The 17,537-nt window shown below is 64.5% G+C and carries 22 protein-coding genes; 6 read left to right on the forward strand and 16 right to left on the reverse strand.

What is annotated here, in order from left to right; translation table 11 throughout:
* Positions 1-189: 189 nt before the first annotated feature.
* The 8 genes from ACR3FF_RS17200 to ACR3FF_RS17235 all read right to left on the reverse strand — a co-directional run bounded on the left by ACR3FF_RS17200 (position 190) and on the right by ACR3FF_RS17235 (position 6,416).
* The gene (locus tag ACR3FF_RS17200; protein WP_458189357.1) at positions 190-903 is read right to left on the reverse strand and encodes a TOBE domain-containing protein; all 714 of its coding nucleotides are present in this window, start codon (positions 901-903) and stop codon (positions 190-192) included.
* 125 nt (positions 904-1,028) lie between these two features.
* Positions 1,029-1,793, reverse strand: coding sequence for an amino acid ABC transporter ATP-binding protein (locus ACR3FF_RS17205; RefSeq protein ID WP_458189329.1), 765 nt, complete (start codon positions 1,791-1,793; stop codon positions 1,029-1,031).
* Positions 1,790-2,506: an ABC transporter permease gene (locus ACR3FF_RS17210; RefSeq protein ID WP_458189330.1), complete on the reverse strand. Its 717-nt coding sequence runs from the start codon at positions 2,504-2,506 to the stop codon at positions 1,790-1,792. The genes ACR3FF_RS17205 and ACR3FF_RS17210 overlap by 4 nt, the downstream gene beginning before the upstream one ends.
* A 64-nt stretch (positions 2,507-2,570) precedes the next feature.
* Complete coding sequence (locus tag ACR3FF_RS17215; protein WP_458189331.1) at positions 2,571-3,584, reverse strand: ABC transporter substrate-binding protein; 1,014 nt, start codon at positions 3,582-3,584, stop codon at positions 2,571-2,573.
* Between the two features lie 370 nt (positions 3,585-3,954).
* The gene (locus ACR3FF_RS17220) at positions 3,955-4,383 is read right to left on the reverse strand and encodes a TRAM domain-containing protein (protein WP_458189332.1); all 429 of its coding nucleotides are present in this window, start codon (positions 4,381-4,383) and stop codon (positions 3,955-3,957) included.
* Between the two features lie 207 nt (positions 4,384-4,590).
* Complete coding sequence (locus tag ACR3FF_RS17225; RefSeq protein WP_458189333.1) at positions 4,591-5,238, reverse strand: YkgJ family cysteine cluster protein; 648 nt, start codon at positions 5,236-5,238, stop codon at positions 4,591-4,593.
* A 28-nt stretch (positions 5,239-5,266) separates the two neighbouring features.
* The gene (locus tag ACR3FF_RS17230) at positions 5,267-6,010 is read right to left on the reverse strand and encodes an MBL fold metallo-hydrolase (RefSeq protein ID WP_458189334.1); all 744 of its coding nucleotides are present in this window, start codon (positions 6,008-6,010) and stop codon (positions 5,267-5,269) included.
* A 154-nt stretch (positions 6,011-6,164) separates the two neighbouring features.
* Positions 6,165-6,416 (reverse strand): MarR family transcriptional regulator, encoded by a 252-nt coding sequence (locus tag ACR3FF_RS17235; RefSeq protein ID WP_458189335.1) that lies wholly within the window; start codon positions 6,414-6,416, stop codon positions 6,165-6,167.
* A 145-nt stretch (positions 6,417-6,561) separates the two neighbouring features.
* Here ACR3FF_RS17235 and ACR3FF_RS17240 point away from each other — a divergent pair, with 145 nt between their 5' ends.
* Positions 6,562-6,960 carry a PPOX class F420-dependent oxidoreductase gene (locus ACR3FF_RS17240; protein WP_458189336.1) on the forward strand — a complete coding sequence of 133 codons (399 nt, stop codon included), beginning with the start codon at positions 6,562-6,564 and terminating at the stop codon, positions 6,958-6,960.
* A gap of 24 nt (positions 6,961-6,984) precedes the next feature.
* Here the strand turns inward: ACR3FF_RS17240 and ACR3FF_RS17245 are convergent, their stop codons facing one another.
* The gene (locus ACR3FF_RS17245; RefSeq protein ID WP_458189337.1) at positions 6,985-7,146 is read right to left on the reverse strand and encodes a hypothetical protein; all 162 of its coding nucleotides are present in this window, start codon (positions 7,144-7,146) and stop codon (positions 6,985-6,987) included.
* Positions 7,147-7,249: 103 nt separating this feature from the next.
* Here ACR3FF_RS17245 and ACR3FF_RS17250 point away from each other — a divergent pair, with 103 nt between their 5' ends.
* Both ACR3FF_RS17250 and ACR3FF_RS17255 read left to right on the forward strand, forming a co-directional pair.
* Positions 7,250-7,957 (forward strand): class I SAM-dependent methyltransferase, encoded by a 708-nt coding sequence (locus tag ACR3FF_RS17250; protein ID WP_458189338.1) that lies wholly within the window; start codon positions 7,250-7,252, stop codon positions 7,955-7,957.
* 78 nt (positions 7,958-8,035) lie between these two features.
* Positions 8,036-8,947 carry a glycosyltransferase family 2 protein gene (locus ACR3FF_RS17255; RefSeq protein WP_458189339.1) on the forward strand — a complete coding sequence of 304 codons (912 nt, stop codon included), beginning with the start codon at positions 8,036-8,038 and terminating at the stop codon, positions 8,945-8,947.
* A gap of 2 nt (positions 8,948-8,949) precedes the next feature.
* On the opposite strand, the gene ACR3FF_RS17260 is transcribed toward ACR3FF_RS17255, so the two are convergent.
* From ACR3FF_RS17260 to ACR3FF_RS17270, 3 genes are all read right to left on the reverse strand, one after another.
* Entirely contained in the window at positions 8,950-10,005 is a 1,056-nt protein-coding gene (locus tag ACR3FF_RS17260; protein WP_458189340.1) for an enolase-like domain-containing protein, read from the reverse strand.
* 399 nt (positions 10,006-10,404) lie between these two features.
* Positions 10,405-11,028, reverse strand: a complete 624-nt coding sequence (locus ACR3FF_RS17265; RefSeq protein WP_458189341.1) for an SOUL family heme-binding protein — start codon at positions 11,026-11,028, stop codon at positions 10,405-10,407.
* 86 nt (positions 11,029-11,114) lie between these two features.
* A complete protein-coding gene (locus ACR3FF_RS17270; protein ID WP_458189342.1) occupies positions 11,115-12,842 on the reverse strand; it encodes a radical SAM protein in 1,728 nt (575 codons plus the stop codon).
* A 146-nt stretch (positions 12,843-12,988) separates the two neighbouring features.
* Between ACR3FF_RS17270 and ACR3FF_RS17275 the strand changes: the two genes are divergently transcribed.
* The 3 genes from ACR3FF_RS17275 to ACR3FF_RS17285 all read left to right on the forward strand — a co-directional run bounded on the left by ACR3FF_RS17275 (position 12,989) and on the right by ACR3FF_RS17285 (position 13,901).
* On the forward strand, positions 12,989-13,117 hold the full coding sequence (locus tag ACR3FF_RS17275) for a hypothetical protein (protein ID WP_458189343.1): 129 nt from the start codon (positions 12,989-12,991) through the stop codon (positions 13,115-13,117).
* Between the two features lie 242 nt (positions 13,118-13,359).
* Entirely contained in the window at positions 13,360-13,518 is a 159-nt protein-coding gene (locus ACR3FF_RS17280; RefSeq protein WP_458189344.1) for a DUF7559 family protein, read from the forward strand.
* A complete protein-coding gene (locus tag ACR3FF_RS17285; protein ID WP_458189345.1) occupies positions 13,515-13,901 on the forward strand; it encodes an Hsp20/alpha crystallin family protein in 387 nt (128 codons plus the stop codon). Before ACR3FF_RS17280 ends, ACR3FF_RS17285 begins: the two co-directional genes overlap by 4 nt.
* Positions 13,902-14,025: 124 nt before the next feature.
* Here ACR3FF_RS17285 and ACR3FF_RS17290 read toward each other — a convergent pair whose 3' ends face one another.
* The 4 genes from ACR3FF_RS17290 to ACR3FF_RS17305 all read right to left on the reverse strand — a co-directional run bounded on the left by ACR3FF_RS17290 (position 14,026) and on the right by ACR3FF_RS17305 (position 17,526).
* Positions 14,026-15,135 (reverse strand): NAD(P)/FAD-dependent oxidoreductase, encoded by a 1,110-nt coding sequence (locus tag ACR3FF_RS17290; protein WP_458189346.1) that lies wholly within the window; start codon positions 15,133-15,135, stop codon positions 14,026-14,028.
* Positions 15,132-15,896 carry a creatininase family protein gene (locus tag ACR3FF_RS17295; protein ID WP_458189347.1) on the reverse strand — a complete coding sequence of 255 codons (765 nt, stop codon included), beginning with the start codon at positions 15,894-15,896 and terminating at the stop codon, positions 15,132-15,134. Before ACR3FF_RS17295 ends, ACR3FF_RS17290 begins: the two co-directional genes overlap by 4 nt.
* 72 nt (positions 15,897-15,968) lie before the next feature.
* Positions 15,969-16,766 carry a DUF7388 family protein gene (locus tag ACR3FF_RS17300; RefSeq protein ID WP_458189348.1) on the reverse strand — a complete coding sequence of 266 codons (798 nt, stop codon included), beginning with the start codon at positions 16,764-16,766 and terminating at the stop codon, positions 15,969-15,971.
* A 163-nt stretch (positions 16,767-16,929) separates the two neighbouring features.
* Positions 16,930-17,526 carry an NUDIX hydrolase gene (locus ACR3FF_RS17305; protein ID WP_458189358.1) on the reverse strand — a complete coding sequence of 199 codons (597 nt, stop codon included), beginning with the start codon at positions 17,524-17,526 and terminating at the stop codon, positions 16,930-16,932.
* Positions 17,527-17,537: the final 11 nt, after the last annotated feature.

A 17,537-nucleotide genomic window follows, 5' to 3' on the forward strand; every position in this document is an offset into this window, starting at 1 on the left:
TGCGAGCGCGTACCTGGTACCGAGAATTTCGTGAACTTGCACTGATGTGTGCCGTCTACAACATCAAGAAGGCCGCAGAACAGGAGATTCCACTCCCTTCAGGCGATTAAACACGGCCGGTCAGATGGACACTCCGATTATCGACGGAGCGAGCGACGGCGAACCGAACGACCACGCACCGTCTCGTCGCTACCGCGGAACGGCCCGCGTCGCGGTCGCCTTGAACGACGCGACGACCTCGGCCCCCGGTTCCAGACCCAGTCGCTCGACGCTCGTGGTCGTGACCAGTGCGAGGAACTGGGTGTCCGTTTCCACCTCTACCGTGATTCGAGCGATCTTCTCGCCGCGCTCGACGCCTCGAACCTCGCCGACGAACTGGTTTATCGCGCTCGTCTCGTCACCCTGCGGAGCCGAACCCGAGCTGTAGAGAGTTATCACGTCCGAGCGAACGGTCACTTCGACGTTCTCGATATCGGGTGGGACGATCGCCCGAAAGACCCCCGCGTCGGTCTGGACCAGGCCGAACTCGCCGTCCCGTTCGGTGACGGTGCCGGCGAGAACTGTCTCCTCGACGTCGGCGAGACCGGACGACTCGACGGTGAGTCGGCGGAATCGCTGGAGCAGGTTGCGGGCGGTGTCGGTCAAGGTGCTCCCGCCGCCGCTCGCACCACCGCGTTCCCGGTACACCAGTGGCCCGAACTCCTCTTCTAACTCCACGACGCGCCGCTGTGCGTGGGCGTACGACCGTCCGAGCGTCGTCGCCGCGGCGTTGAGCGACCCCGCGTCGTCGATGGCCTGGAGTAACCCCGCGTCACGCGAGTCGAACGAAACCCCACCGGCGACCAATTGCACGTCGAAAGCGGCACGCGGCGTTTCGTCGCTCGTGGCGGAGTCGTCGCTCATCGTTTCGGTGTCGTCCGTCGTCCCGTTAGTGTCGCCCGTCATCGTGTTCGTTCGTCCACCATCGTTTCGGAGTCGTTTCCGCCGCGTCGGTGCCGTCGGTCATCGTCGTGTGGTGGTCGCGGCCCTCAGTATATCAGTTCTCCGGCGACGAACTTCTCGGTTCGGTCGTCCGCCGGCGCATCGAACACCTGTTCGGGTGGGCCGGTCTCGATGACGGTCCCGTCGAGCAAGACTGCGACGCGGTCCGAGATTCGCTCCGCCTGGTGCATGTCGTGGGTCGCCACGACGACGCCGAGGCCACGGTCTCTGGCGTCCGTGATGGCTTGCTCGACGAGTGCTGTGTTCCGCGGGTCGAGGTTCGAGGACGGTTCGTCGAGCAAGAGTACGTCGGGCGTCGTGGCGAGCGCCCGCGCGAACGCGACGCGTTGTGCCTCACCCCCGGAGAGCGAGAGGGCGTTCTGGTCGCGCTTTTCGGTCAGGCCGACCGTTTCGAGGGCCTCGGTTACGTTCGCGGCGTTTCGACGCCCGACCAGTCGTTCGACTGCGGCCCGAAGACGCTCCGCCCACGATTTCCGCACGCGGAGGCCGTAGGTCACGTTCTGGTCGACGGGCGCGTTGAACAACGACGGTTCCTGAAACACCATGCTGAGGCGGCGTCGAACCGCCAGTCGGTCGTCGTCCGGAAGTTCCCACACGTCCTCGTCGCGCCACCTGACGACACCGGCGTCGGGCGGGTGAAACAACGCGAGAAGCCGCAAGAGCGTCGTCTTCCCGGTCCCCGAGGGCCCGACGACCGTGACGACCTCCCCCGGTTCGACCGCGAGCGACACGTCCGAGAGAACCGTCTCGCCGTCGAATCCGTTCGAGACGTTCGTCGCGGCGAAAGTCACGGTTGCACCTCCCCGCGCCCGCGACTTCGACTGCGGACCCACGACCCGAGGACGTTCACGACGAGGACGAGGACGAGCAACATCGCGCCGAGCACCAGTCCCGCCTCGTAGCGGCCCTGTCGTGCTTCGACCGTGATGGCGGTCGTGAGCGTTCGCGTGTACGAGGTCCTCGCGCCGGTCGTGCTGCTGAAGACGATGTTCCCGCCGACGATGAGGATTGACCCGACCTCGCTGATGGCCCGCCCGTATCCGGCGAGAACGGCGGTGACGATGCCGTACCTGGCTTCTTTGACGACGAGCAGTCCGACGTCGGTGTCGGTGCCGCCGAGCGTGAACGCCGCGTCACGCACGTCCTTGCCAACCGATTCGATGGCCGAGAGGCTGATGCTCGTGACGACCGGCGTCGCTAGCACGAACTGCGAGGCGATCATCGCGGTCGGCGTGAAGACGAGGTCGAGGTCACCGAGCGGCCCCTGGTTCGAGAGCAAAAGGAGAACGAGCAGGCCCACCACGACGCTCGGAAACCCCATTCCGGTGTTGATGACCGCCGTCACCAGTCGCTTTCCGGGGAACTCCGTGAAGCCGACGGCGAGGGCGACCGGCAGGCTGACCAGCGTGCTCAGTGCGACGGCGGTCGTGCTCACGTACAGCGAGACGAGGGCGATGCTCACGAAGTACTGCCAGTTCGCATCGGTGACGAATTGCGAGAGCATGGTGGTTCGAGGCGTTTCGGTTCGGTGTTCGATGCTAGTCGACGGGCCGTCGGACGGCCCGTCGTCAGTAGTCCGCAGACACTTCCCGTTCGACCCAGTAGAGGAACTGCTTGTCCTCGCGTGAGAGCGATTTCGCCTGCTTCGAGGAGTAGCCCTCCGGGACGTACTGGCCGAAGTTGGGTTGTTTCGACAGTGCGTTCGGGAAGAACAGTTGCGACCCGTTCGCAGTGTAGTTGTCGATGAGTCTCTGTCCTTTCGAACTGGTCAGGAATCCCGCGTAGGCCATCGCGGCCTGATAGTTGACGTTCTGGTGTTTCTTGGGATTGACCGGGATGACGCCGTAGGGATTCTTCAGGATGACCGGCCCCCCCTTGAGCGGCCCCTGGACGTGGATGACGAGGTCGATTTCTTTTTTCATCGAGAGATAGGTGCCACGGTCGGCGAGCGTGTAGGCGCTCGACTGGTTCGACTGCGTGAGCGTATCGCCCATCCCTTTACCGATTTCGCGGTACCACTTGCCACTGGGGCTTACCCCCGCCGCCTCCCAGATGTTCCGTTCTTTCTTATGCGTCCCCGAGTCGTCGCCGCGCGAGAGGAACGTCGCCTTCTTCTGAGCGATGGTGGAAAACGCCTTCTTCGCGCCCTTCATCCCGGCGATTCCGGCAGGGTCGTCTTTCGGTCCGACGACGACGAAGTCGTTGAACATCACGTCCCGGCGGTTGACGCCGTGGCCGGCTTTAAGGAACTCGTCTTCCGCTCCCCGCGCGTGGACGAGGATGACGTCCGCGTCCCCGTCTTCTGCGGTTCGGATGCTCGCGCCGGTCCCCTTCGAGATGGTCTTGACTTTGACGCCGAACGCTTGCTCGAATTTGGGGTTGAGTTCGTCCAGCAAGCCCGTGTCGTAGGTGCTCGTCGTCGTGGCGAGTACGAGTTCGCCGTCTCCTATCTTCCCGCCGCCCGACGCGTCGCTCTGGTCGTTTCGGTCGTTCTGCGCGCCGAGCGAACCGGTACAGCCAGCGAGTCCGGCGAGGGTGCCGACGCCCATGGCCTGGACGAATCGCCGTCGTTGTATCGACATGGAAACAACGTCTCCCGAGGGGGAGATAAGAATTGTGCAATCGATGTAATTGAAAGTGGTTACATTGACGGCGGTGTGGTGGTGCGGTCGGCTGGCCGAACGATGGGCGGATTCGGACGACGTCGGGCCGAATCGAGAACCACCGGGTAGTGTCGTCCGTTTCAGGTTCGGTTACTCGACGGAATCGATGCGGGTCGAACGCGCACCGACTGACCGAACGAGTCGAACGAGCGCGAAACCGAACGACGAAGGAACCGAGGCGATTTCGCTGCAGGAGGGAGAAAAGTGGTCGATAGTTCACACAACGGTGGCGGCGGTCGATTCTGCCGCGGACCCACCGCGGCTCTATCGCCGTAGTAAAAGACCGCGTTTAGAACTCTTCGTCGATGATTTCACCGACGGCGAAGTTCGATTTGACTTCCGTAATTTCGACTTTCACACGCTCGCCTATTTCCGCGCCGGGAACGATGATGACGTAGCCCCGTTCGACGCGGGCGATGCCGTCACCTTGCTTTCCGATGTCCTCCACTTCGACGTAGCGAATCTCACCGGCTTCGACGGGTGGCTGTGGTTCCGACGAGACGGTGCTCGTACTGGTCGTGGTGTTGTCGGTGGTCGCGGTCTGTTCGTCGTCCGATTCTGCTTCCGTTTCACGCGAGATAAGCGCAACGCGGTAGGTTTCTCCCGATTCGACCGACCCGGTGTCGATTTCGCGTCGTGGGACGGTGACGACGTATTCGTCGTCTTTGAGAGTAACATCAGCGCTGAACAGACACAGGAGCTTGTCAGAGATTTCCAAGGGTCGTAGACCTCCAATTGGTACCAAGTAGTCAACCATTAAAGAATTATCGAACACACCCGTTTACTGTGGTCGAAAGCCGGAAAAAGCGTCTCGACGACGCTCACGGTGGTCTTCCCGACGGTCGGTCGACGGTCTTTGACCTGTCGGGACGTTCGCCCCGGATACGCCCTCCCATGGTCGTTTTCCCGCCTCCTGGCACACCGGCTATCTCTCGTACTCGGTCCCGTCGGGACGTTTCGCACCTTCGGAGTCGTGGACGACGATTTCGCCCGATTCGGGGTTCGTGGGTGCGTAGTTGTCCCGGACTCCGATCGCCTCTTCGAGTTCGCGGACGGCGCGGGTTTTCAGGGCGGCGGCGAGTTCCTCTGCGTGTTCGCGGTCGATGTCGCGCCCGAGTCCCTCACACTCGTGGGCGCGGACGACTCCCGATTCGTCGACTGCCTCGCCCATCGGTTGACTCGTCCCGCCGAGTGCGACGCTGAAGGGATAGGTCTCGCAGATGAGTGGACGGTCGGGATGCACCGAACACGCACCGCGTCCGTCCTCGGATTCCTCGTAAAACCGGCAGTCACCGCAGTCGTCGGTCTGCAGCGCCCACTCGAAGGTCTCGCCAGACCCGTCGGTCAGGCCGTACGGCATCGGCCGCGCCACATCCCGAAAGTCGTAGCCCGTCGCGGCTTGCAGGTCGCGCACTTCGTCGGGAAAGACGGTGGCGGTGTGAGGGTCGTCTGCGTCGCTCTTACAACACGCGCCACAGCGCGTACACTCGAATCCGATGTCCTCGATGGCGTCTGCGAGGTCGGACACGTCGAGGGCGTTCGCATGCTCCAGTTCGGTTTCGAGACTGTCCACGCTCTGTGGTTCGGCCGAGTGAGGAAAGTCATTGCGGGACGGCACGCTCGCCGTCCCACTGTACGTCGCCTTCGACCGCCAACTTCTCTAAGTGGGCGGCCACGGTTCGCTCCGCGAACTCCCGCACCGCGGAGATGTCCTTGTCGTACGCCACGTCCGTGATTTCGACCAGCGTGTTCGCACCACCGTCGACGGCGGCGCGCACGCTCGCTTCACGCTCCAGTCGGTGGTCGATGACCCCTCGAATCGCGGTTCGCGGCTCGTCGATGGCCGGACCGTGGCCCGGATAGACGATGTCCGGGTTCCGGGCGTACAACCGCCGGAGGGACGTCAGGTAAGCGCGCATGTCGCCCTCTCCGGTGGCGACGACGACGCTTCCCTCGGCGAGTACGATGTCACCTCCGATGATCGCGTCGCCGGTCGAAAACGAGACGTGGTCGGGGGCGTGTCCCGGCGTCTCGATGGCGGTCAGCGGCCCGATCGTGGTTCCCTCGCGGAGGGTTCGGTCTGGCGTGATTCCCGTCGCTGTTTCGAAACGCACTTCGCGCCCGGCCCGCGCCCAGACGGTCGCATCGCAGGTCTCGGCGTAGTGAGCGACGTCGCTGACGTGGTCCGGATGCGTGTGGGTCACGAGAATGTGTTCGACACCGTCGACTGCCCGGTCGAGTTCGTCCGTCCGTCCCGCGGGGTCCACGAGGACGTCGTCGACGACGTACGCGTTGGTCGACCCGTGGGGCGAGAGCGTGTCGGTCGGGACGGTGAACAGTTCCATACGCGGGGCGACGAACGCGACCGGCAAAAAGTCACACGCCGTCGTCTGGAGAGTCGAGACTGCGAGACGGGCGAAATACCGTCGGGCGAAGAGGATGTCGGTCGGTCGGTTGGAGCCGAAGTCGGTCGGTGAGGAGGTTCGTCAGAGAGGGTCGTCAGTCGTTGAGCAGATACACCTGCTTGCGCGCGTCGCGGAAACTGTGACGCGAGACGACGAGATCCTGTTCTTCGAGACGGGTCAGGGCGTACCGCACCGTGCGGTCGGGGAGGAGCGATTCCTCGGCGAGTTGCCCCTGCGTCAATGGTTCTTCGCTCTCTAAGACTTTCGCGACGAGTTTCGCGCTCGGTGGTAACTCCCGAAGTCGTTCGCGGAACTCGCCCGCTTGTCTACTTGCGGTCGTGCTCATACACTCACTGGCCGGGAGTGAGATGGTAAAGCTTGGCTATAGGCATGTGCATACAATACCAACACCTTAATCGTGTTAATACCACATATTTATGCTATGACAGGTCGGGCAGAACGTACACCAGGGTTCGGACTGTAAACCCGGTATGGAACAAATACCGACGGAGTATCACGACCTGTTCGAGCGAAAGTCGTTCGCCAACTTCGCCACTGTCATGCCGGACGGCACGCCACAGATAACGCCAGTGTGGGTGGGCTACGACGGCGACCACCTCCTCGTGAACACCGCGACCGGACGTCAGAAAGAGAAGAACGTCCGACGCAACCCGAAGGTCGGCATCGACGTACTCGACCCCGACGACCCCTATCGCTACGTCTCGGTTCGCGGTGAAGTCGTCGAGGTAACCGAAGACGGCGCGGTCGAACACATCAACGAACTCACCCAGCGGTACATGGGTCGAGACGAGTACCCGGACCTCGGCGAGGAGGAGGGCGAACGCGTCATCATCCGCATCCGCCCCGACCGCGTCGTGACGAACGGCTAGCTCGGTCTGCTCGTCGCCCGATTTTCAGTCGGCGCGTCGGTCCGTCTTCGGCGGTTCGCTGTGGCGGTTGTACGTTCCCATCACACAGTTGCAGTCCGGGCAGTGGACGACGACCGTTCGTTCGTACTCGTGCCGGACGAGGTCCTCCGCGCTGAACTCACCGGAGCAGTGTTTGCACGTCGGCATCGAATCACCACGTTGCCTATGGTAGCGAGACGCAAAGTCGTTCGCCTGTCGCCTTCCAGTATCGTTTTATCCCCCCGGCAAAGTACATCTTTGTGAAGTAAGTGTGAAGGGGCAGGAGTGGTACCAAGCTACGGAAGTGGCCGAGGAGTACGAAGAGAAGCGATTCTCACGAGGCGGCCGAATCATCGACCGACGCGAGAAGCAGGCGGTTCTCGACGCTATCGGTCCGGTCGATGGAAAGCACGTCCTCGAAATCGCCTGCGGAACTGGCCGGTTTACCGTCATGCTCGCCGAGCGCGGGGCGGACATCGTCGGACTCGACATCTCGTCGGCGATGCTCCAGCAGGGACGCCACAAGGCGAAGAACGCGGGGGTCGACGACCACCTGGAGTTCATGCGCGGCGACGCGGCCCGCCTGCCGTTTCCCGACGACCACTTCGACACCGTCTTCGCCATGCGCTTTTTCCACCTCGCGGACACGCCAGCCTCGTTCTTGAGCGAGATGCGCCGCGTCTCCAGCGACCAGGTCTTTTTCGATACGTTCGCCGGACCGAGTACGCGCAGTCTCTACAACTGGCTCCTCCCGATGGGGTCGCGGCTCTACTCGCTCGACGACGTGGAGAAACTGCTCGACGAAACCGGACTCACGCTGGTCGACGCGGACCACGACTGGGTGCTTCCCTACGGTTTCTACCGCAAGATTCCGGACGCCGTCGCGGAACGGTTCCGGGACATGGACACGGCCATCGGCGAGACGATAATCGGCGACCAGCTCGCATCGGTCTCCTACTGGAACACGAGAGTCGAGTAAGCCACACGTCTGACGATTCTCGCAGTGAACGGGTGTGTGCCGAATTGCTTTTACGTACTCGGTATCTGAAAGGCGGGTATGGAACTGTCCGTAGTGGTTCCGACGCTGAACGGTCGTGAACCACTGAGCGATTGCCTCGACGCGCTCGGACAGAGCGTCCCCGACGCCGAGGTAATCGTGGTCAACGGACCGTCTGCGGACGGTACGACCGGGATGGTGTGTGACCGTGACGACGTGAGCACACTGGTCGAAATCTCCGAGCGGAATCTGAACGTCGCGCGAAACGCGGGAATCGCCGAAGCGACCGGCGACGTTATCGCACTCGTCGGACACGACGTGACGGTCGAAGAGACGTGGTACGACGGCGTCGAACGGGCGATACGAGCGGATGGAGCGGTCGTGACCGGGCCGGTTCATCGACTGGTGCGGGCGGGCATGACGACCCAGACCGTCGAGTCGCTGACCATCGCAGGGCGGGACGTGACCTACTTTTCGGGAGACAACGTCGCGTTCACCCGCGACGCCATCGAGGCCGTCGATGGGTTCGACGAGAACCTGCAGACGGGTGGTGCACGCGACTGTGCTCACCGCCTCGCGGGGGTGGGGCACACGGTCACGTGGGAACCGACGATGAGTGTGCGCCGCGAGGAGACGGACGACGAGGGAATCGAACGCGAGTGGGACGTGAAGTATCGGTCGCTCGCCTACCGCATGGTGAAAAATTACGGCCCGCGTCTGACCGTATTCCGACGGACGTTTCGCGACGCCATCGTCGACGCCCGTGATACCGGGCGAAACGTCGCGTCGGGCGACACGTCACCGACGCTGTGGGCCAGTTGCGGAAAGCGCGTCGGTGCTGGTATCGTCGTCGGAACCAGAGACGGTATCCTCGCCCGCGTCCGCGACAGAAGCGACGCTCGAAATCCGGCCGGACTCTCCTCCCGTGCAGACCGTGCCGTCGAACGGTACGACTGGCGTGACGGTGTGTGAACTCACTCGAGTTGCCTCCACGCCATCCCGACCGGGTCTTCGGGGGGTTCGAGCGGGCTGCACAGCAGTTCGTCTCGAACCGCCGGTTCGTTGTACGACCGGGGGGCGACGTCGTTCGGGCCGTCGGGATAGAACAGCGACGCGAGCAGTTGGATGTGTCCCCGGCCGACGCAGAGTTCGAACTGGCCGCCGCCGTACATGCCGATGTCGTGGTCGTCGCAGTACTCGATGGTTTCGAAGAGCGACCGAACCGTCCCGAACCGGGACGGCGTGATGGTACACCAGTTCGGCGTGAGCGGTCTGTCGCGGACGTCGTCGACGCCGTGGATGGGAACGTCCCACGAGAGTCTGCCCGCGTTCGCCGCGAGGAGGTCCCGAACCTCGTCCGTGACCGCCGGGTCCTCGACGATGGCGTCCGGAAACGTCTCGAAGACGTCACGGTAGAACGTCGGATTCGGTGACCCGCTGCGCTCGGTCCGATCGAATCGGTTCCCCAGGTCGAGGACGCGAACCGCGTTCGTCTCGGCCAGCGTCGCGAACGTGTCCGCCGTCCACGTTTCGGTCGGGGTCAGCGAGAACTCACACTCGGGATTGACCGCGAGCGCCTCTTCGACTCGTGTGGGGTCACCATTCGGGATACTGGGGCTAGCGACGAACCGAACCGAAGACATCTCGCGGTCGAGGGCAGCCGCGAGGTTCGTGTCGTTCTGTTTGAGTGCGAGGTCGAGTGCGGCGGTCTCGACGGCCCACCGCCGGTGGTTCCGGGACCGCTCGTGTGCCGGTGGCTTCGTGGGGAAGAGATTTACGTCGTCTAACGACTGGGAGAACTCGTCGAACATGTACTCGCCAGCGAAGTCGAACGGGAGGGGTTCCGGGAGCGCATCGTGGTCTTCGGCGTCGTGGGTCACGTCCTCGCCCGCACCGAACTCGTCTCCCGCCAACAGGACGAACGTGGACGTGACGCGAGTGCGGTCCCCCGCCACCGTTCGTCGTCGGCTGGTTCGGTCGGCGGACTCGATCGTGAGTGGGAGGTCCGCGACGCGTTCGTAGAGAGCCATACCGGACATGGGTTCGGAAGGGCTGTATATGCGTCGGACACGACCAGTATAACCGGAACCTCCTCGCGGCGTAAATCTCGGTCCATCGACGACCGATAGAGACCCGAGCGTCGCCGTCGTAGACGAACCGGTAGTAGTAGCGAGCGTCCAACGCCAGTTCTCCGTCGAGGTCGACGTTCACCGTGTAATCGTGTGCCGGGCCGACCTCCTCGGTGGGAGACACCCCGATACACGACGCCGAGCGACGCGGACCAATAATGAGATTGGTACCGAAGTATTCTCGGGTCGCCTGGCCCAGTGTGTCACAGAACCGGGAGTCGGTGTCCCCGAGACGTGGTTTTTGACGTTCCAGTCGGTCCGCTGCGGACGAGCGAGCGTTCGTGACATGTCGACGACGCGTCAGGCGACTTCGACTGCTACTTCGTTGGTGCGCATGAACGGCGGCGTCAACGGAGCGTCGTATCGAAGGAGGAACGGGTCGCTCTTCGGCGTCAAATCGTGGGAAGCGAGGACGTCGAACAGTCGCCGCTGGTTCTTTTCGACGCGGTCGCTCGTCGCGTACCACGAGAACGGTCGCACAGCGAGGGTTCGCGCCCCGAGATGTTCGATGCTCACGTCGTCGTCGTTCGGTTTCGGCGCACCTTCTGCGGTGTACTCCCCCGGCAGGAAGAAAGCCATCTGGATACCCTCGCTCGTCGCTTCGGACGCGACCGGTGCGGTCATGGCGATTCGCTCGCGTTCGGTTGAGACCGGTGCAGTCATCGAGATACTCTCGCGCGATTGGTTCCCGCCCTCGATGTACGCGAACAGTCGGCGGAACGCCTCGCCCTCGCTATCGGCGGTCGTCCGTGCGACGACGGCGTCCGGGTAGTGTCGGATTTCGACGCCATCGAGCGTTAGCGCGGTGGTGTACGGGATACGGTCGGTCGTCCGTTTGACGTAGGTTCTCCATCCCACCCACGCGAGTCCGAGGGTTGCCGCGACACCGAGCGCGAGTCTGCGGGAACTGGTTTCGCGCGTCATGTGACAGCGTACGTTGCTTGAGGGCAAGTAGTTTGTCCGGACCGCTCGTGGTGGGTGTCTCCCAGCGACGACAGACTTCGCCCCGGTCAGTCCGCGCTTCCGGGTTTCTCCGCCGAGGCGAACTTGCTCAGGTCCACGTCCACGGTGTCGGCGAGGTCGGCGGGCGTCTCGTAGGGTCGGTTCACGATGACGTTCCCGGCGCGCTGTTTGCCCAACCCCGGAATCGCAGTGAGTTCGTCCATCGTCGCGCTGTTCACGTCCAGCGGGTAGGGCACCCCGGTCACGGACCGATAGCCGTGGTCGACCACCGCTACGTCGATGGTTCGGCCGAGTTCGCGCTCTCCCGGAATCCCGACGAGCAGGGGGTAGGTGCCGAGTTGTCGTCCGAACGTTCGCCCGTCCTTGTGGTACTCGAGGTGGACGTCCGGCAGGACGGTTCCGGGCGGTGCCACGCGCTGGAGCATCGGGTTGTCTATCTCCTCGCGCACCTCGCGCTTGTACTGCTTGAACAGCTTCTTGTGGTCGTGGGCGATGTCCGCACCCACCGATCCCATCTCGGTTCCGGAGAAGGCCATCACCTGCCGGATGTTCACCCGGCGAAGGATCAGCCCCGCGTCGTACACGCGCTGGAGGAACTCCCGGTTGTGGTCGAAGGTCTCCCGGCGCTCGCCTTTCAGCCCGTGGAGGAGGTTGATGCCGGGCAGGAGTTTCGGCAATCGATTGGCGGTCTCTGGGCCGTGTGTCGGAGCCGAATCGGTGGATTCGCCGGGTCGCCACCCGGCTTCCTCGTTGACGATTTTGACGGCCTCGAAACACTCCTCGGCGGTGACGTTCAGGTTGTTCTCCTCCTGCACGACGGGGTCTGCCGATTCGAGACCGAAGGCCGCGGTGTCGCCGGCCGTGTTGTGCTCGGCGATGACGCGAATCCCCTCCCGCGATAGTTCGGGCCACTCGACCACGGTGATGGGGTTCATGTTGTCGAGGTGAAGCGTCCCGAGGTCGGGTGCCACCTCGCGGATGCCCCTGTACAACTCCCGAAGGGCGTCTGGGTTCGGCTTCTCGCCGTCGCCGCCGTAGGCGAGGATGTCGGCCTGTCGGCCCAGCCGGAAGTGTCGGGCACCTCGGTCGTACAGTCCCGCAACTTCCGTCACGACAGATTCGGGTTCCCGGAAGGCCGGGTCACCGTACAGCGGTTCCGTACAGAACGAACAGCGGTAGGGACACCCCCGCGAGGTCTCCATCTCGCAGATGAGGTAGTCGGGGTGGTTCGGGTGCTGTTCGACCACGAACGCCCCTCGCTCAGCCCAGCGGTCTATCTCCGCGTTGTCGCGCATCCGATTGCCGAAGCCTTCCAGTCCGCTCTCCACGAGGTCGAATGCCGCGGCCTCCACGTCGCCTTTCGCCACGAAGTCGAAATCGAGGTCGTCGCGTTCGGTCTCGGTTCCCCCCGCATTTTCCTCGCCGACGCCGAACTTGACGGGGCCGCCCATCAGACTCGTCCCGTCGGCGGTCCACGCCATCTTGCGCACTTCGTCCGGTTCGGCGGGCGTTCCGCCAACGTACTTTCCCGGGACGGTCATCCCTCCGATGTAGACGAACAGGTCGGCGTCGGCCACGTCGCCCCACTTGGCGTTGTCCTCGCGCAGTTCGTCGATGGTGTGGTAGGTGATTCGTTCTTCGGGCACCCCTGCGTCCACGAGCGCTCCGGCGGTGTAGCGCGGGTACGTCGAGATGTACGGCGGCACGCCGAAGTGGGCCGGTTCGTCGACGTAGCCGTCTACGAGCGTCACGTCGAGGGTCGCGGGGTCGGTCATACACCGGGTTTGCCGCTCGATGGATAAAACGGTGACTACACTCTCTCGGCGACGGGAACGATGTTTTTCGAATCGCTGATTTCGTTGGTTTTCCCGGTGCGTGCGCCAGCAGGCCCGAGGAGCGCGCGGTTTCGGAGAAACCGCGAATGCGAGCGGTGCAACCGCGAGCCACGTCCAAGGGCCTGCCCGGGTTCGTGCGAGGGACGACCGAAGGGAGTCGGTTGGGGAAGACGTGGCGCGGTGCGGAGGCGGTGTTCGGGTGTCCTCGTGAGTAACGGAGGAGCGAACGGGGGCTCTTCGGGGCCTGTCTCCGACGGCGAACATCCGGGGGCTTTCGAAGTCTGCAACTGGACAGTCACGCCAAACTGAGAACCAATCTGATGTCCGGGGCTTTCAGTTCAGCTACGTCGAACCCTGACGACTGCAACCCCACCGAGACCCCGCTGAAGCGACATTCCGTAACGAAAATCCAGACGGAGTCCACGCGTTTATTTTCGTCCGGGCCGTACCGCCGCGTATGCCCGCGACGCTCGAAGTACGATGTACGGACGATGGCTGCGAACTGGACATGTTCGAGTTACATTACACCTACGACATGCCCGACGACGTGGGCGTCGAGGACTTCCAGTGTCCGTACTGTGGCGAAACCGACTGTCTCGAGACCATCGAACTATGACACTCCGGAGTTTCGGGCGTTCGACCGTGACCGCCGTCGCTGAGCGCGTCGGTCGTGCCGCGAGCAAGGTACAGGAGTCCCGACCCATCCCCTCCGACCTCCTCGAAAGCGAGGACGCCTACCTCGTCGTCTTCGACGCGGCGGGTGCGACCGGAAGCGACGTACAGGTGCGATTCGCCGAGGGGGCCGTCCTCGTCAGAATCGACCGCTTCCGCGAGTTCCACGAGGGTTACGATATGGTATTCCCCGGTCGCGGGATGTCGCTCGACGGCTGCGTCGAACTTCCGGCGGACGCCGACGTGGACGCCAAGAGCGCGACGGCGACGCTGACCGACGCGGGGACCCTCGAAGTGCTCGTCCCGAAGACCGAATCCGAGGAGTGACCCCACCTCCTTCGACCGCTCGTGCATTTTTCGAGTGGCCGTCCTCTCCATTTTGAGTGGTCGTCCTCTCCACGGTGTCAGTCGACTCAGTGGCGGTCTCGGGGGGCCACGCGACGAATCCCGTCTACTCGACCGCCATCCCTTCGACGATGTCGAACTCCTCGTCGCCGGAAAATCGCGTCGGGTCGAACTCGGGAATCTCTCCCTCACCGAGCACGTCCTTCGCTATCGCCTCGCCGAGCGCCGGCGCGCGCATGAACCCGTGGCCCTGCCACCCCGCCGCGACGTAGAGGCCGTCTCTGAGTTCGCCGAGGAGGGGGTCGCGGTCGGGCGTCGCCGTACAGAGTCCGGCCCACGAGCGTTCGATTCGTGGTTCGATACCCAGACGGTGTTCGAGACGTGATTCCATTGCGTCCTCGAACGCCACATCGCCCGCTCGCGTCCACTCGTCCGGGTCGCTCTCGACGTCTTCCGTGCCGTCCCCCGCGAGCAGTCCCTCGGGATGTGGTCGCAGGTAGTAACCCTCCGTCGCGTCGTACACCATCGGGACTTCGCCGTCGAACGCGCAGGTGAGCGCCTGTACCCGGTAGGGTTTGAGCGAGACGGGTATCCCGGCGTCCGCGAGCACGCGCTTGGTGTGTGCGCCCGCGGCGACGACCACGGTATCGAATTTCGTTTCGCCGTCTGCCGTCCGGACGCGAGGCGGGTCTGTTCGGACGCGAGCCTCGACCCCGGTACGAATCTCGACGCCCGCCCGCTCCGCCTCCGCCGCCATCGCCTTCGCGTAGCTTCCCGGGTCGGTTCGGCCGGTGTTTCGGGCGATAGCGGCCACACCCACGTCCGCCGTGTTCAGCGTCGGATAGCGCGCTGCGAGCTCGTCCGCGTCGACCAGCGACACGTCTCGCCCCTGGTCGCGCATCCGCGGCACCTGCTCGCGGATGGCCGCGGCACGTTTCTCGTCGCCGTCCCGAGCGAACCAGACGTAGGGCGTCTCCTCGAACGTGAACCCGCCAGTACCGGAGAAGTCGCGGAATCGCTCTATCGCTCGGTCACCGATGCGCGCGTCTTCGGGCGCGGCGAAGGCGTCGTACAGGACGCCCGCGGCCCGGCCCGTACTCGCGTCCGCGTTCGGAATTTCGCCGCGTTCGAACACCACCACGTCCACGCCGCGAACGGCGAGGTCGTGGGCGGCCGTCACACCGACCGCTCCGCCGCCGACGATTGCGACGGTCATCGGTGCTCCTGGGGCCAGAGGTCGGCGATGTCCTGTTCCGCGAGCCAGCTCACCAGCGCGTCGAGTTGCTCGCTGGACGCCGACAGGAGACGTTCGCCCGCCTCGCGCGAGCCGTCGGTCGGGGTCCCGACGACGCCACTGTCCGAGAAGTCGATGGTGTCGAACCCGACGTTCGCGCCGAACACGTCCTTGCCCCACGCGTCGTTCGCGCCCGCTTCCGCGTCCGCGAGCGCGGCCTCGCGCACGAGGTCGTCGGCGATGGCGAGGAGCATACTCGTTTCGATTTCGTCGGCGTGGGTGATACCCGTCCCGAACTCGGCTTCGAGCACGTCGCCGATGCCACTCCACCAGTTCCACGGGGCGGCGAACGCAACCTCCTCGCGTCGGACGCGACGGGCCACGCGCTGGAGTGCGTCGCTGTTCCCGCCGTGCCCGTTCACGAGGACGACTCGCTTCACGCCGTGGCTGGCGACGCTGGCGACGATGTCAGCGACGTACGCCTCGAACGTCGCCGGGTCGGTCCAGAGCGTTCCGTCGAACTGGCGGTGGTGTTCGCTCACGCCGACCGGAATCGTCGGGAGACAGACCACGTCCTCGCGGTCGGCGACGCTGTGTGCGACGGCCTCCGCCGCCATGAAGTCCGTGCCGAGCGGCAGGGCCGGACCGTGCTGTTCGACGCTTCCGGTCGGGAGCAAGGCGACCTCGGCGTCCGCCAGTGCGTCCGCCGCGGTCGTCGTCGTGTGTTCTGCGAGGTGACTCATGCACTGTGATTGCGTTCGCAGTATTTCAAACTGGGTATCGCGGCGAACGCGAGACGGACGAGAAATCGACGGTCAATCGAGAAACGTCTCGATTCCTCGCGCGGGATAGCCGACCACACAATCCGCGCCGGCGTCTTTCAACTCGGCGACCCGCTCGCCGACCTGGCCTGCCGTGCCGACGAGCGCGAAATCACGGCTCGCGGCCGAGAGCACCTCCCGAGAGCGGCCTACGGCCCGAGCGTCGGTCGGCGGTTCGGCGCTCTCCGACGCGTCGGAGAGCGCCCGCGCGACGGGCTTGCGACGGGCGACGTACCCACCGACCGCGTCGAGGATGGCGTCCTCGTCGTCGGTGAGGACGGTCGGCGCGTACACCGCGACGGTGCCGTCGAATCCTGCGGCCCGGAGCGCCCGCAGGTCGCGGGGCGTCGAGCGCGAGAGCAGTTCGAACTGCGCCGCGCCGGTCGCGGTGGCGATTCGCTCGACGCCCTCGGTGCCGACCCACGCGCCGGGCGCGCGGTCGAGCGCCGCCCCGAGTCGCGGTGCGATCGCCCGCGTCTTCTCACGGTCCGTGAGGTAGGCGGGATGGCCGGCGACGAGCACTTTCCGTACCCCGTCCGGCAGTTCGTCGAACAGCGTGTCGTCACCGAGCGGGTCGAACCCGTCGGCCCTGACGGGCGCAGTGACGCGAACCTCCTTCTCGGCGGCTAATTCGGTCAACGTTTCGGCATCCGGGAGGTGTTCGCGCCCTTCGTAGTCGATGGTGACGGTGTCGAAAGGCAACTCTAGCGCGCGGCGGACGTCGCACTCTGCGGGCTTCAGCGCGGCGGCGTCTAGCCCCGTGCGTGCGACGGCGTGGCTACTGGTCAGCATGTGTGCTCAACTCCCGTGTTCAGAACTAGTCGTCTACTGTACGTGCGGAACGCGATCCATCGTCTGTGCGACCATGTACTCTCCCGTAGTCCGGTCGTGGTCAAAAGGGTATCGGCGACGGCAACGACTTCGTTCGTGACGCAGAATCGGCGTCAAAGAGGGCCTAACGCAGGTCGGGGTCGGTATCGACGTACCGGTCTATCTTCTCGGGAGCGCGCCACTCGGTCGTCAACTCCAGAAACTGCACCAGAATCCGTGCGGTCGCGCCCCAGACAGTGTAGCCGTCGACGTGGAAGAAGTGGATGACGATGTCGCCGTAGTGGGGGTGGTCGCGCCGTTCGTTCTCGTAGTTCGCCATGGTCGTCAGCCCCGCGAGGGGGAGGACGGCGATTTCGGCCACCTCGCGTTCGTCCGGGTCGTACGTCCGGTCGGGAATCCGGACGACGAAGGGCGTGACGGCGTAGTTGGTAATCGTCCGGATGTCGTCCAGTCGGCCGACCGGTTCGACTTCGTCGGGCCGGAGACCGATTTCCTCGTTGCCTTCGCGGACCGCCGTCTCCCAGAGGCCGTCGTCGCCCGGTTCCCATCCCCCTCCGGGGAAACTCATCTGCCCGGCGTGTTCACCGAGGTGGTCTGCACGCTTGGTGAACAGGAGGAAAGGGTCGCCGTCGCGGACGACGACCGGCACGAACACTGCGGCGTCGCGCTTCTCGTCCGTGATTGACCGTGGGTCGTGGTCGGTCACCCGCCCGAGGTCCATGTCCATCGATT

This window comes from Haladaptatus ordinarius, assembly GCF_054177595.1.

What these genes read in the sequence shown, in the direction of transcription:
- ACR3FF_RS17200 (WP_458189357.1), bottom strand. Translation starts at nt 903, where the DNA reads ATGAGCGACGACTCCGCCACGAGCGACGAAACGCCGCGTGCCGCTTTC.
- ACR3FF_RS17210 (WP_458189330.1), bottom strand. Translation starts at nt 2,506, where the DNA reads ATGCTCTCGCAATTCGTCACCGATGCGAACTGGCAGTACTTCGTGAGC.
- ACR3FF_RS17215 (WP_458189331.1), bottom strand. Translation starts at nt 3,584, where the DNA reads ATGTCGATACAACGACGGCGATTCGTCCAGGCCATGGGCGTCGGCACC.
- ACR3FF_RS17230 (WP_458189334.1), bottom strand. Translation starts at nt 6,010, where the DNA reads ATGGAACTGTTCACCGTCCCGACCGACACGCTCTCGCCCCACGGGTCG.
- ACR3FF_RS17235 (WP_458189335.1), bottom strand. Translation starts at nt 6,416, where the DNA reads ATGAGCACGACCGCAAGTAGACAAGCGGGCGAGTTCCGCGAACGACTT.
- ACR3FF_RS17240 (WP_458189336.1), top strand. Translation starts at nt 6,562, where the DNA reads ATGGAACAAATACCGACGGAGTATCACGACCTGTTCGAGCGAAAGTCG.
- ACR3FF_RS17245 (WP_458189337.1), bottom strand. Translation starts at nt 7,146, where the DNA reads ATGCCGACGTGCAAACACTGCTCCGGTGAGTTCAGCGCGGAGGACCTC.
- ACR3FF_RS17255 (WP_458189339.1), top strand. Translation starts at nt 8,036, where the DNA reads ATGGAACTGTCCGTAGTGGTTCCGACGCTGAACGGTCGTGAACCACTG.
- ACR3FF_RS17260 (WP_458189340.1), bottom strand. Translation starts at nt 10,005, where the DNA reads ATGGCTCTCTACGAACGCGTCGCGGACCTCCCACTCACGATCGAGTCC.
- ACR3FF_RS17265 (WP_458189341.1), bottom strand. Translation starts at nt 11,028, where the DNA reads ATGACGCGCGAAACCAGTTCCCGCAGACTCGCGCTCGGTGTCGCGGCA.
- ACR3FF_RS17270 (WP_458189342.1), bottom strand. Translation starts at nt 12,842, where the DNA reads ATGACCGACCCCGCGACCCTCGACGTGACGCTCGTAGACGGCTACGTC.
- ACR3FF_RS17275 (WP_458189343.1), top strand. Translation starts at nt 12,989, where the DNA reads ATGCGAGCGGTGCAACCGCGAGCCACGTCCAAGGGCCTGCCCGGGTTC.
- ACR3FF_RS17280 (WP_458189344.1), top strand. Translation starts at nt 13,360, where the DNA reads ATGCCCGCGACGCTCGAAGTACGATGTACGGACGATGGCTGCGAACTG.
- ACR3FF_RS17285 (WP_458189345.1), top strand. Translation starts at nt 13,515, where the DNA reads ATGACACTCCGGAGTTTCGGGCGTTCGACCGTGACCGCCGTCGCTGAG.
- ACR3FF_RS17290 (WP_458189346.1), bottom strand. Translation starts at nt 15,135, where the DNA reads ATGACCGTCGCAATCGTCGGCGGCGGAGCGGTCGGTGTGACGGCCGCC.
- ACR3FF_RS17295 (WP_458189347.1), bottom strand. Translation starts at nt 15,896, where the DNA reads ATGAGTCACCTCGCAGAACACACGACGACGACCGCGGCGGACGCACTG.
- ACR3FF_RS17300 (WP_458189348.1), bottom strand. Translation starts at nt 16,766, where the DNA reads ATGCTGACCAGTAGCCACGCCGTCGCACGCACGGGGCTAGACGCCGCC.
- ACR3FF_RS17305 (WP_458189358.1), bottom strand. Translation starts at nt 17,526, where the DNA reads ATGGACCTCGGGCGGGTGACCGACCACGACCCACGGTCAATCACGGAC.